Source organism: Streptomyces sp. NPDC090119 (genome assembly GCF_044747085.1).
GTDB lineage: Bacteria > Actinomycetota > Actinomycetes > Streptomycetales > Streptomycetaceae > Streptomyces.
The window spans coordinates 34,174-46,500 of the sequence record NZ_JBIVDK010000007.1; the positions used below are offsets into that span (position 1 = coordinate 34,174).

Here is a 12,327-nt window from a genome sequence, read left to right on the forward strand (position 1 = left end):
GGCGGACTCTCGTCGTAAGTCTTCGAAAAGGTGCGGGGGTTCGGGGAGCGGGTCAGGAGTGGAAGGGCAGTCCGGCGTCGGCCACCAGGTCCAGGTCGTCGGTGTCCTCGGCGGGCAGCAGGCTTGCGGTGCCGCCGGTCTCGGTGACGACGCCCAGTTCCAGCAGTTCGGCGAGTGCGGCGCCGCCCGCCATGTCGCGCACCTGGAGCTGGTAGCGGGCGGTGGTGCGGTAGGTGCCGCCGTGGTCGTCGCCGGTGCGCTGGAGGAATCCGGACTCGGTGAGGAAGCCGAGCGCCTTGGCGACGATGCCGGTGGTGGAGGCGGCCGGGCGGCGGGCGTCCTTGGTGGCGCCGGTGGCGCTGCGCCGGGCCCAGATCCGCCAGGCGGACTCGAGGCCGGGGGCGTCGGTCACCGGGTCGGTGTTCTCCCCGGACTCCTCGGCCCGCTCCTCCAGCCTGCGGCACGCCTGCCGTACGAAGGCGTCCACGCCGTTGACCGTGACGCGCCCGATGTAGGAGTCGTCGGCCAGGTCCTCGGGGCGCGGGAACGCCAGCGCGGCGACGGACAGATGGGCGAGGCCGTGCAGGAAGCGGTCGGCGGAGTCGGCGGTGGTACGGCGGGCGTAGTCCCCCATCCGCACCGCGAACACCGAGTCCTCGGCGGCCGTCACGGCCATCCCGGCGCGCGGCGACACCTCCAGCACGACGAGCCCGAGCCCGGTCGCCACCGCGTCGGCGAGCCGCGCGAACGCCCCGTCCTCCCGGTACCGCCGCAGCAGCTCGGTGTACTCCTGGTCCCGCGCGGGCTGCAGCTTCGGCTGCAACCCGAACGCCACGAGCCGGGCCGCGTCGGCGGCGTCGGCGGGGGTGACGGCCGACGGCGCCGCCGGGGCTTCGACGTCACTCCACTCGACGTGCTCGGTCACGACGCAAACTCCTTGAACTCGAAACTTGATGTCATCCCGCGACCGCCCGATCGCTGGCCATCCCCACCGCGTCCAACAAGGCGGTCCCCACGATCAGATCCGCCCCACCGAAGTCAGGATCGTCCAACTCCGTACCGTCATCCACGGCGAACAACAGCTTCGCCTCCCCCTGCCGATAAGCGGTACCGACAGCAGGACTGGCCGCGTGAATGGCCATCAACGCCACGAGATACGCCAGCTCGAACCCCTCGGCGGCCCGAGCCTCGGCCAGCAGCCCCGACAACCTCCGGGGAGCGTCGGCCGGGAGATCCAGCAGAGCCTTCGCGGCAGCGACCTGCTGCTCCGAGAACCGGCTGTCGTCCGGCGTCGCGATGAGCTCCGGCTCGGGCATCTCCGCCCCGAGATGCTCCCGCTCGACCGGCGGGGTGAGCAGGATGTCGACCAGGTCCCCCACCCGCACCGCCACCGGCGTACGCAGTCCCACCCCGCTGGCGAAGAACGCGTCGGTGACCCGGATCGCCTGCTGGAGCGGCAACGGCAGCGTGGGCGCGACCAGATGTCCGTACAGGTCGAGCCCGGAGGTCCCCGTGGGGGTGGCGAACGCCTGCCGGTCCTGCTCGGCGCGGAACAGCGGGCCCGCCTCCAGCAGCCGGGACTGGAGCTGGGTGTGGCGCCGGATGCAGTCCTTGACGATGTCGACGAGTTCGGCGGCGCGCCGCTTGTGCTCGGGCTCCTCCGTCTCGTCGCGGGCCTTGCGGATGTTGGTGAGGATGGCGTTCTCGTGGCGGTAGCGGTCGGCCACGTGGTCCAGCGCCTCGGCGATCATGTCGGGCACGGAGTTGAGCCAGTCGACCGCGCGGACGTTGCGCCGGGTGGCGTCCAGGGCGCGGCGCAGGGTCTCGGAGTACTGCACGGTGCGGTAGCGGGCCTGCTCGGCGGCGAGCTGGGCGTCGGCCAGCCTGCCCCGGTTGATCAGCACCTCCAGCTTGACCTCGGCGGCGATCTGGGCGCTGGTGACGTCGGTGTCGAGGGCGCCGACGAGGACGTTGACGGCTTCGTCGGTGGTGCGCAGGTAGACCGTGCCGCCGGGGCCGGGGACTTCCTCGATGAGCTTGAAGTCGTAGTCGCGGCGGACATAGGTGCCGTCGGAGGCGAAGGTGCCGTACACCGCGCGGAAGCCGCGGTCGGCGCTGCCGACGTTGATCAGGTTCTCCAGCACCCAGCGGGCCACGCGCTCGTGCTCGGCGGCGGTGCGGTGGGGGGCCTGGGCCGCGATGCGGGGGACGAGCCGGGCGACGATCTGCTCGTGGTCGGCGCCGGTGTCGAAGTCCATGTTGAGCGTGACGAGGTCGATGGCGGCGAGCGCCACCTCGGCCATGCCGTACGTCGAGTACTCACCGGCCAGGTTGGCCTTGCGGGCGTCCAGGTCGTGCAGCGGGGCCGTGCAGGCGAGCGCGCGCAGCCGCCGCGCCAGCCCCTCGTCGGCGGCCGGGCCCGGCGCGGGGCGCGGCGCCGCGCTGAGCTGGGGCGGAACGCGGTCCGTCGGTGCAGGCGAAGTCACGGTGCACAGATTAGGTCCTCGGTCCGACAACCACCCAAACGGTGTGGAAGCGACGGCCGTCACGGCGGCGCGTGAGGCCCTTCGCCGCGGGGTGTCTCACTCCTCGTCGACCCGGCGCCGGTAGACCTCCAGCACGCGTTCGAGGGAGTCGGCGAGGTAGGTCGCCAGCAGCTCTTCCGCCGCGCCCCGGTCCCCGGCGCGCAGGGCGTCGAGGATCTGACGGTTGCGGGCGAGGTAGGGCTCGTGGAGGCGGCGCGGGTGGTCCACGTGGTGGAAGGCGAGCCGGAGTTCGGCGAACACGCTGCGCATCAGCTCGTCGGTGCGTGCGCTGCGGGCCAGCGCGACCAGTTCCCGGTGGAAGTGGAAGTTGGCCGTCCCCAGCGATTTCCAGTCACTTTCCCGCGCGGCGGACTCCCCCTCGGCGACCGCGCCGACGAGCCCGTCCAAGGCGTACGGGGGTGCGCCGAGACCGCGTACGACGGCGCACTCGACCAGCGCGCGGGTGCGGTAGATGTCCTCCACGTCCGCGACGCTCAGCACCCGGACGAAGACGCCCCGGTTGAGTTCGTGGACGAGCAGCCGTTCATGGGTGAGCAGCCGGAACGCCTCGCGCAGGGTGTTGCGGGACACCCCTAGGGCGCCCCCGATGCTGTCCTCCGACAGCCGGGTGCCTGGCGGGAAATAGCCCTCCGCGATGCGGCTCCGGAGGATGTCGGAGACGCGTTCGGCGGTGCTGGTTCGGCCCAGGAGGGCGCGATCGTCGGCGAGTTGACTCAACTGCTCTGCCATGCCCGGAATTCAACCGCACGGCACGGGCCGGGACAACGCACCCATTGAAGGATCGTTGAACAATCCTCTACGGTGCTCGACACGGCCCTCCCCCACGAGGCCCGTTCCCCGCACGACCCCGCACTGCTCACCGACCCGCACCCCCCTCAACGCTTCTGCGAGGTGCCGCCCATGAGCACGACTCCCCCGCCCAAGCTGACCGCCGTCCCGGATCGAGCCGCCGACGAAGAAGGCCCGTCGGGCTGGTTCCGCGCCCTCGGCCCGCGCGGCCGCCGCGCCTTCGCCGGAGCCTTCGGCGGCTACGCCCTCGACTCCTACGACTACTTCACCCTGCCGCTGACCATGGTGGCGCTGGCCGCCTACTTCGATCTGGACAGCGGCCAGACCGGGCTGTTCACCACGGTCACGCTGGTGGTGTCCGCCGTGGGCGGCGCGCTCGCGGGCATGGTCGCGGACCGGATCGGCCGGGTCCGGGCACTGATGATCACCGTCGTCACGTACGCGGTGTTCACCGTGGCCTGCGGCTTCGCCCCCACCTACGAGACGCTGCTGCTCTTCCGCGCCCTTCAGGGGCTCGGTTTCGGCGGCGAGTGGGCGGTCGGCGCGATCCTGGTGGCCGAGTACGCGAGCGCGCGGCACCGGGGGCGCACCCTCGGTGTGGTGCAGAGTTCCTGGGCGGTCGGCTGGGGTCTGGCCGTGATCGTCTACACGCTGGTGTTCTCCTTCGTCGGCGAGGACCTCGCCTGGCGGGTGCTGTTCTGGACCGGTGCGCTGCCCGCGCTGCTCGTGGTGTGGCTGCGGCGCAAGGTGAAGGACGCGCCCGAGGCCGCGGCGGCCCGTGAACGCAGCCCGGAGCGCGGTTCGTTCTGGGCGATCTTCCGGCCGGGCACCGCCGAGGAGCCGGGCCTGCTGCGCGTCACCCTCTTCGCCAGTCTGCTGTCGACCGGGGTGCAGGGCGGCTACTACACGCTGGCGACCTGGGTGCCGACGTATCTGAAGACCGAGCGCGGGCTGTCGGTCGTCGGCACCGGCGGCTATCTGGCGCTGCTGATCTCCGGGGCCTTCCTCGGCTATCTGACGGGCGGCCACCTCACCGACCGGCTGGGCCGACGCCGCACCATCTGGCTGTTCGCGCTGCTGTCGGCGGTCTGTGTGCTGGCGTACGCGAACATCCCGTCCGGCGCGGGCACCCTGCTGCTGGTGCTGGGTTTCCCGCTCGGCTTCTGCATGTCGGCCATCTTCAGCGGCTTCGGCTCCTACCTGAGCGAGCTGTACCCGGCACCGGTGCGCGGTACGGGGCAGGGCTTCACGTACAACACCGGGCGCGCGGTGGGCGCGGTCTTCCCGACGCTGGTCGGCTTCCTGGCCGACGGCTGGGGCCTCGGCGGCGCGCTGGCGTTCGGCGCGGCGGGCTACGGGCTGGCCGCGCTGGCGCTGTTCGGGCTGCCGGAGACGCGCGGACGGGAGCTGGCGTGACCGGCCCGGACCTGACCGGCGACGGTCCGGTGGGCCTGGCCGACACCGGCGACCGTCTGGTAGCCCCGCCCGACACCGGCGACCGTCCGGTACTCCTGGCCGAGCCGGGCGCGCGGGACTGGAGCCCGGCGACGGCGCGGGCCCGCTTCCGGGCGGGCCTGGCGGGCCCCACGGCGGGTGTCGCCGCGGGCCACACCCAGGCCAACCTGATCGCGGTGCCCGCCGACTGGGCCTACGACATGCTGCTGTTCTGCCGGCGCAACCCCCGCCCGTGCCCGGTCCTGGACGTGACGGACGCGGGCGCGGTCACGACCGTCCTGGCGCCCGGCGCGGACCTGCGTACCGATCTGCCGCGCTACCGGGTGTGGCGGGACGGCGAGCTGGTGGCCGAGCCGACCGACGCGCGGGAGCACTGGCGGGACGACCTGGTTTCGTTCCTGCTGGGGTGCAGCTTCACCTTCGAGTGGGCGCTCGCCGGGGCGGGTGTGCCGATCCGCCATGTCGAGCAGGGCCGCAACGTGCCGATGTACGTGACCGACCGGGAGTGCCGTCCGGCGGGGCGGCTGCGCGGGCCGATGGTGGTGTCGATGCGGCCGGTGCCGCCGGAGCATCTGCGGGCGGCGATCCGGGAGAGCGGGCTGCTGCCCGCCGTGCACGGCGGGCCGGTGCACTGCGGCGACCCGGCCGCCCTCGGCATAGCCGACCTGGCCCGGCCCGACTTCGGCGATCCGGTGGAGATGGCGCCGGACGACATCCCGGTGTTCTGGGCGTGCGGGGTGACTCCGCAGGCGGCGGTGACGGCGTCCCGGCCGCCGTTCGCCCTCACCCACGCGCCGGGGCAGATGTTCCTGACCGACGCGCGCGACGAGCAGTACCGCGTGGTCGGTGTCAGCTGATCCGCGTCACCCGAGGAGGTCCGTACCCGATGACCATGACCGAACCGGTCGATCTCAACGCCGACCTGGGCGAGGGCTTCGGCCGCTGGCGGCTGACCGACGACGAGGGGTTGCTGTCCGTCGTCACCAGCGCCAATGTGGCCTGCGGCTTCCACGCCGGGGACGCGGCCACCATGCGCCGGGTGTGCGACCTGGCGGCGGCGCGCGGGGTGGTGATCGGCGCCCAGGTGTCCTACCGGGACCTCGCCGGTTTCGGGCGGCGCGCGATGGAGGTGCCGTCCGCCGAGCTCGCGGCCGAAGTCGCCTATCAGATAGGCGCGTTGGAGGTGTTCGCGCGGGCGGCGGGCGCCTGCGTGGCGTACGTCAAGCCGCACGGCGCGCTCTACAACCGGGTGGTGCGCGACGAGGAGCAGGCGCGAGCGGTGGTCGAGGGGGTGCTCCTCGCGGACGCCCGGCTGCCGGTGCTGGGGCTGCCCGGCTCGCGGCTGCTGGAGGTGGCCGCGAAGGCCGGCCTCCGCGCGGTGCCGGAGGCGTTCGCGGACCGCGCCTACACCGACGAGGGCACGCTCGTGCCGCGCGACCGGGAGGGCGCGGTGGTCAGCGACCCGGAGACGGTGGTGGCGCGCTCACTGGACCTCGCCCGCTCCGGCGAGGTGACCGCGCTCTCGGGAGCCCGCGTCCGGGTACGGGCCCGTTCCCTGTGCCTGCACGGCGACACCCCCGGCGCGGTCGAGCTGGCCCGGCGGGTGCGGACCCGGCTGGCCTCGGCGGGCGTGCCGGTCGAGGCGTTCGCGTGAGGGCGCTGCCGGTGGGCCGGGACGCGCTGCTGCTGGAGGTCGCCTCCGCCGAGCAGGCGCGCGCCCTGCACGCGGAGTTGCTACGGCGGCGCGCGGAGGGCTCGCTGTCCGCCCGCGAGATCGTCCCGGCGGCCCGCACGGTCCTGCTCGACGGCGTGGACGACCCGGTACGCCGGGCCGCCGAACTGGCCGCCGCCGAAGTGCCGCCCGCGCCTGAGGCCACGTCCGCCCCGGTCGAACTCCCGGTGCGCTACGACGGACCGGACCTCGCGGAGGTCGCCGCGCACTGGGGGGTGACGCCGCGCGAGGTGGCCGAGATCCACGCGGGCACCGACTTCACGGTGGCCTTCTGCGGCTTCGCCCCCGGTTTCGGCTACCTCACCGGCCTCCCCGAGCACCGGCACATACCCCGCCGGTCCACTCCGCGTACGGCGGTCCCGCCGGGGTCGGTCGCGCTGGCCGGGCCGTACACCGGGGTGTATCCGCGTGCGTCGCCGGGCGGCTGGCGGTTGATCGGCCGTACGGACGTCGTGCTGTGGGACACCGCGCGGGAACCGGCCGCCCTGCTGGCGCCGGGCACGCGGGTGCGGTTCGTACCGGTGGAGGTCGCATGACGGACCGTGCGCTGGTGGTGGTGCGGGCGGGGGCGCTGACGACCGTGCAGGACCGGGGGCGGCCCGGCCACGCCCACCTGGGCGTGCCCCGCTCCGGCGCCCTCGACCCGCCCGCCGCGGCGCTCGTCAACCGGCTGGTCGGCAACTCCCCGGACGCGGCCGTGCTGGAGACGATGCTCGACGGCTGTGCCGTACGGGCTCGTTCGGCGGTGACCGTCGCGGTGGGCGGCGCGCCCTGCCCGGTGAGGGTGGGCGGCCGCCCGGCCCCGTGGGGCGCGCCGGTCCGGGTGGCGGCGGGCGAGGTGCTGGAGGTGGGGGCGGCGGTGGCGGGGGTGCGGACCTACGTCGCGGTGTCGGGCGGGGTCGCGGTGGAGCCGGTGCTCGGCAGCCGCGCCACGGACCTGCTCTCGGGCCTGGGTCCGCCGCCCCTCGTGGACGACGTGGTGCTGCCGCTGGGCCCGCCGGCGGGCTCTCCGGCCCGCCTGGACACCGCCCCGCAGCCCGCGCCCCCGGCCGAGCTGGTGCTCCGGGTGACGCCGGGCCCCCGCGAGGACTGGTTCACCGCGCAGGCACTAGACACCCTGACGGGCGGCACGTACCGCGTCTCCCCGGCCAGCAACCGCATCGGGCTGCGCACGGAGGGGCACACGCTGGAACGGGCCCGCTCGGGTGAACTCCCCAGCGAGGGAATGGTGTGGGGGGCGATCCAGGTCCCGCCGGACGGCCTGCCCCTGATCTTCCTGGCCGACCATCCGACGACCGGCGGCTACCCGGTCCCGGCGGTGGTCCACCCGGCGGACCTGCCGGGTGCGGCCCAGGCGAGGCCGGGCACCCCGCTGCGCTTCGTGCGCGTACGCCGCTGAAGGGGGCCCGCCGGTGATCCGGCGGGCCCGTCCTCACAGGGTCTGCGGGTCCTGTTCGAAGCGGCTGCGGACCGCCGTCTGGACCTCGTCCTCCTCGGCGGGGTCGGCGGCCAGGCGGCGGAGGCGTTCGACGACGCGGGCGTCGCCGGTCTCGGCGTGCCGGGCGGCCAGTTCGCGGGTGGTCTCCTCGCAGTCCCAGAGGCACTCGACGGCGAACCCGGCGGCGAAGGAGGGGTCGGTGGCCGCGAGGGCACGGGCCGCGCGGCCGCGCAGATGGGAGGAGGCCGTCTCCCGGTAGATGTGGCGCAGTACGGGCGCCGCGCAGGCGATGCCCAGGCGTCCGGCGCCGTCGACCAGGGTCCACAGGGTCGGCGCGTCGGGGCCCTCGCCCCGTACGGCCTCGCGCAGGGCGCCGAGGACGAGCTCGCTGTCCTGGGCGCCGCCCCGGCAGGCGAGGACGCGTCCGGCGGCGGCGCCCAGCGCGTCGGGCCGCTGGGCCCAGCGTCGGGCGCGGTCCACGGCGGCCGGGGTCCGCATCCGCTCGAAGGCGTCGAGAGCGGCGTCCACGACGAGCCGGGAGCCGTCCGCGACGGCGGCTTCGACCAGGTCGAGCGTCTCGGGCGCCTCGCTGTCGGCGAGATAGCGCAGGGCGGTGCAGCGGGCTCCGTCGGTGCCCGCGCGGGCGGCGGCGAGGATCTCCGGCCGGTCCTCGGGCGCCGCGACGGCGACCAGACAGCGGGCGGCGGGGACATGGAGGGCGGCGCCGCGCTCGATGCCCTGCTGGGCCCAGGCGAAGACGGCGTCCACGCTCCAGCCGGGGCGGGGCCCGGAGGGCCGCATCTGCTGCTGCCAGCGGTCGAAGCTGCCGGCCTCGCGGGCGGCCCGCACCCGGGTGGAGACGGCGGCGCGCGGGTCGTCGGCCCACAGGCGCCAGGGCCTCGGTTCGAAGGCGTCGCGGACGGCGGCGGCGAGCTCGGCCTCCCCGGCCGGGTCGGTGCCGAAGCGGGCCAGTACCGGGACGGCGAGGGCGCGCAGGCCCGCGTCGTCGTCGCGCAGGGCCAGCTCGTCCAGCGCCCAGGCCCAGTTGGCGCCGTGGGCGGCGTACCGGCGCAGCAGGGCGAGCGCGTCGAGCCTGCCGTAGGAGGCGAGGTGGCCGAGGACGGCGAGGGCGAGCCCGGTGCGGGACTCGTCGGTGTGCAGGGCGTCCTCGGGGTCGAGGAGGTGGGCCTCGATGGCGTCCAGCTCGCCGTTCAGGTCGAGGTAGAGGCGCGCGTAGTACAGGGAGCGGTTCTCCACCTGCCAGTCGTGGCGGGGATCGTGGAGCACACAGTGGTCGAGGGCCTGGAGCGCTTCCGCGCGGGGGGCGGTGAGCGCGTGCAGGGTGCCGTCGCCCCGGCCCCGCTGGAGCAGGCCGAGCAGGGTGCCGCTGGGCGCTATGACCGGATCGAACATGGGAAACAGCCTCACATCAAGCGTCGACGCAACCGGGGATCACTCATCACCTGGCCGCGTGACACAACGTCGGAGCGCCCGCCGTCTCTTGCTTGCTGCTACCCATTTCTCTGCCTCTCGTCGGGGCCCCTTGCGGGCCGCTTCACGGCCCGCGTGGTGCGGCATCTCCTGCCCAGCCACCACGACCGTGAATCACGTCGTCATGATGACCCGCGGTTTGTGCCGCCGCGACCGTATTTACGGCGGTCCCCCTCCGCCTCCCCCCGTTGATCTCCGGCCCCTCGCGGGGCCGGTCGTCCAAGTGTCAGCGCGCGCCGAACAGTTCCAGTAGTTCGATCTTGCCGAACATGCGGGCGGTGTCGATCGCCGAGGGGGTGCCCGCGGCCGGGTCGGCACCGCTGTCGAGCAGGGCCTGGATGACCGCGGTCTCGCCCTTGAAGACGGCTCCGGCGAGCGGGGTCTGCCCCCGGTCGTTGATCCGGTCGGCGTCGGCGCCGCGCTGGAGCAGCGCGCGGACCGCGTCGGCGTGCCCGTGGTACGCGGCGAGCATGACCAGGCAGTCACCGCGGTCGTTGGTGAGGCCGACCGGGACACCGGCGTCGACGTACGCCACCAGTTCCTCGGTCCGCCCCTGCCGGGCGAGATCGAAGATCTTGGTCGCCAGCTCCACGACCTCCGGGTCGGGGGCTTCGCTCATCGGCCGGACCGCCTCTCATGACTTCCGTTCGGGTGAATCGCCAGCGTACTGGCTCGCGCACCGGCGCGGGCGCTCTGCCCGGCCGGGTGACCGGCGGCTCCACCACTCGTGGGAAAAACACCGAATTTCACCCACTTGCACCTTTTATCGTATGGATACATTCTGTGATCCTGGAAGTACTCATGGTGACTGTCCCCCCTTCGACACCAGGAGGTCCCAAATGATCCTCTCCATGTCCGGCGTGGTCCTGCTCGGCATCATCGTCTTCCTGTTCTTCCGCAAGGACGGGCTCAAGGGTTCGCACGCCGTCGTCTCCGCCCTGTTCGGCTTCTACCTGGCGAGCACGGCCATCGCGCCCAGCATCAAGGCGGGCGGCGAGAGCCTGGCGAGCCTCCTCGGCGGCATCAAGTTCTGACCCCGCCCTCCCCCGAGGCCACGCGGACCGGCGGGTCCCGTCCGAGGGGGAGTCTCCCCACGCCCGTACGCACCAACAGGAGACAGCAGTGGCCCGGCGCCCACTCCCCCGCATTCTGAGCAAGGACCGCGCGCAGCTCGCCCGCACCCAGCTCGCCCGGAGCCGGGAGCTGGCCCGGACGGCGGCCGACAGCGCCACGGACGTCCTGCATCCCCTGATCACCATCTCGCGCGGCCTGCGCCGGCTGGCCCTGGTCGGCCGGGACAGGTTCACGGCCACCCCGAAGGACAAGCGGGGCCCGCTGCTGTTCCTGGCCGCCGCCGTGATCATGGCCGTGGCGCTGATGCCGTACGGCCCGCTGCTGGCCGCCGTGTCCCTGATGGTCGCGGCGGCCTGGTACGGACGCGACCACGCCCCGGCCGCCCCCGAGGGTCCCGACGACGCCCAGCTGGAGCGGCTCCAGTCGCTGTACGAGGCCCTGGTGCCGTGCTTCTCCATGGCCGACGACCCGGCCCCGCTGTATGCCCACGGCGGGGAATGGGGGGCGGTGTTCACGGAGCACGAGTTCGACGACGGCGGTCGGCTGGAGCGCGTCGTCATCCGCTACCCGGCGTACTTCCCGGACGGCGACCCGGAGTCCCGCGCGCGGGTCGAGCGGCTGCTGACGGCGAAGGCGGGCCGGGGCCGGGAGTACCGCTTCGGGTGGGAGGAGGAGGGCAACCGGCTCACGCTGAGCGTCCTCACCGCCCTGCCCACCGGCATCACCGCCCAGCGCTTCGTCACCGCGCCGGGCGAGACGGTGCTCGGCTTCACCGACCCCGACGAGGTGCAGCGCACCCTCCCGCTCTCCTACGGCGAGGAGGAGCGCGACGTACCTCCGGTGGTCTGGCGCACCGGCAGCCGGTCGCCGGAGCCGCATCTGCTGATCATGGGGCAGCCGGGCAGCGGCACGTCCACGCTGGTGCGCTCCATCGCCCTCCAGGCGCTGCGGCACGGCGACGTCATGATCGTCGACGGTGGGGGCACCGGGGAGTACTCCTGCCTGATCGGCCGGGCGGGCGTGCTGGCCGTGGAATGCGCCCCAGCGGGGGCGGTGACCGGCCTGGAGTGGGCCGCGCAGGAGACCGAGCGGCGGCTCGTCGCGGTCAACCAGGCCCGGCAGGCGGGCAGTCCGCCGCCGGAGGACACCACACGTCCCCTGTGGGTCCTCCTGGACCGCCCGACCGTCTTCACCCACCTCGCGGAGGCGGAGCACCGCACCGACCCGCAGGCCCTGCTGCAGGTCCCGCTGCGGCACGGGCGGGCGGCGGGGGTGACGGTGGTGGTGGCCGAGCAGTTCGACAGCGCGGACAACCTGAGCGAGGCGATCGGCCAGCACACCCGCGCGCGGGTGGTCCTCGGCCCGTCGTCCCCCCAGCAGGTCGCCGCGTTCCTGGGCGCGCCCCCGCACACCACCCCGCCGGACCAGATCCCCCCCGGCCGCGGCTACGCCCGCCTGGGCTCCGGCCCGGTCCACCGCCTCCAGGTCCCGGCCACCCCGGACCCCTACGACGAGGCGACCCCGGAACCGGAGCGCCAGGCGGTGCTGTCCCTGCTGCCCGCCCGCACCACGCCCGCCGACGGGGAACCGGCCCGCTCGGCGGAGGTGGTCGCCCCCGCCGAACCGGCCGAGGCGATCCCGGCGGACCGCGCCTGACCCCGTACGGGGGGGGGGGGGGGGGGGGGGGGCCCCCGCGGCGCCCCCGCCCGCCCCCCCCCCCCCCCCCCCCCCCAAAAAAAAAAAAAAAACGGGCAACGGGGGGATGAAGAACCCCCGCCCCCGGGAAACGGCGGCGGCATAGT

The 12,327-nt window shown here is 74.2% G+C and carries 12 protein-coding genes; 7 read left to right on the plus strand and 5 right to left on the minus strand.

The features are described 5' to 3' along the window. Window positions 1-52: 52 nt before the first annotated feature. The 3 genes from ACIPPM_RS27265 to ACIPPM_RS27275 form a co-directional block, all read right to left on the minus strand. Complete coding sequence (locus ACIPPM_RS27265; RefSeq protein ID WP_393599804.1) at window positions 53-925, minus strand: hypothetical protein; 873 nt, start codon at window positions 923-925, stop codon at window positions 53-55. 31 nt (window positions 926-956) lie between these two features. Next, window positions 957-2,486 carry a hypothetical protein gene (locus ACIPPM_RS27270; protein WP_401452539.1) on the minus strand — a complete coding sequence of 510 codons (1,530 nt, stop codon included), beginning with the start codon at window positions 2,484-2,486 and terminating at the stop codon, window positions 957-959. 96 nt (window positions 2,487-2,582) lie between these two features. Further along, window positions 2,583-3,275 (minus strand): GntR family transcriptional regulator, encoded by a 693-nt coding sequence (locus ACIPPM_RS27275; RefSeq protein ID WP_401452541.1) that lies wholly within the window; start codon window positions 3,273-3,275, stop codon window positions 2,583-2,585. Window positions 3,276-3,446: 171 nt separating this feature from the next. Here ACIPPM_RS27275 and ACIPPM_RS27280 point away from each other — a divergent pair, with 171 nt between their 5' ends. The 5 genes from ACIPPM_RS27280 to ACIPPM_RS27300 are packed head-to-tail and all read left to right on the plus strand — an operon-like array spanning window position 3,447 to window position 7,921. Continuing rightward, on the plus strand, window positions 3,447-4,751 hold the full coding sequence (locus ACIPPM_RS27280) for an MFS transporter (RefSeq protein WP_401452543.1): 1,305 nt from the start codon (window positions 3,447-3,449) through the stop codon (window positions 4,749-4,751). Between the two features lie 56 nt (window positions 4,752-4,807). After that, window positions 4,808-5,647, plus strand: a complete 840-nt coding sequence (locus ACIPPM_RS27285) for a putative hydro-lyase (RefSeq protein WP_401453092.1) — start codon at window positions 4,808-4,810, stop codon at window positions 5,645-5,647. Between the two features lie 35 nt (window positions 5,648-5,682). After that, window positions 5,683-6,444 carry a LamB/YcsF family protein gene (locus ACIPPM_RS27290; protein ID WP_401453093.1) on the plus strand — a complete coding sequence of 254 codons (762 nt, stop codon included), beginning with the start codon at window positions 5,683-5,685 and terminating at the stop codon, window positions 6,442-6,444. Continuing rightward, on the plus strand, window positions 6,441-7,058 hold the full coding sequence (locus ACIPPM_RS27295; RefSeq protein ID WP_401452545.1) for an allophanate hydrolase subunit 1: 618 nt from the start codon (window positions 6,441-6,443) through the stop codon (window positions 7,056-7,058). Before ACIPPM_RS27290 ends, ACIPPM_RS27295 begins: the two co-directional genes overlap by 4 nt. Then, window positions 7,055-7,921, plus strand: a complete 867-nt coding sequence (locus ACIPPM_RS27300) for a biotin-dependent carboxyltransferase family protein (RefSeq protein ID WP_401452547.1) — start codon at window positions 7,055-7,057, stop codon at window positions 7,919-7,921. The genes ACIPPM_RS27295 and ACIPPM_RS27300 overlap by 4 nt, the downstream gene beginning before the upstream one ends. Before the next feature lie 33 nt (window positions 7,922-7,954). Here ACIPPM_RS27300 and ACIPPM_RS27305 read toward each other — a convergent pair whose 3' ends face one another. After that, window positions 7,955-9,373, minus strand: coding sequence for a HEAT repeat domain-containing protein (locus ACIPPM_RS27305; RefSeq protein ID WP_401452549.1), 1,419 nt, complete (start codon window positions 9,371-9,373; stop codon window positions 7,955-7,957). 304 nt (window positions 9,374-9,677) lie between these two features. Next, window positions 9,678-10,070, minus strand: coding sequence for an ankyrin repeat domain-containing protein (locus tag ACIPPM_RS27310; RefSeq protein ID WP_393599788.1), 393 nt, complete (start codon window positions 10,068-10,070; stop codon window positions 9,678-9,680). Window positions 10,071-10,290: 220 nt separating this feature from the next. Here ACIPPM_RS27310 and ACIPPM_RS27315 point away from each other — a divergent pair, with 220 nt between their 5' ends. Both ACIPPM_RS27315 and ACIPPM_RS27320 read left to right on the plus strand, forming a co-directional pair. Then, window positions 10,291-10,485, plus strand: coding sequence for a hypothetical protein (locus ACIPPM_RS27315; RefSeq protein WP_030810431.1), 195 nt, complete (start codon window positions 10,291-10,293; stop codon window positions 10,483-10,485). 88 nt (window positions 10,486-10,573) lie between these two features. Continuing rightward, window positions 10,574-12,181, plus strand: coding sequence for a hypothetical protein (locus ACIPPM_RS27320; RefSeq protein WP_401452552.1), 1,608 nt, complete (start codon window positions 10,574-10,576; stop codon window positions 12,179-12,181). Window positions 12,182-12,327: the final 146 nt, after the last annotated feature.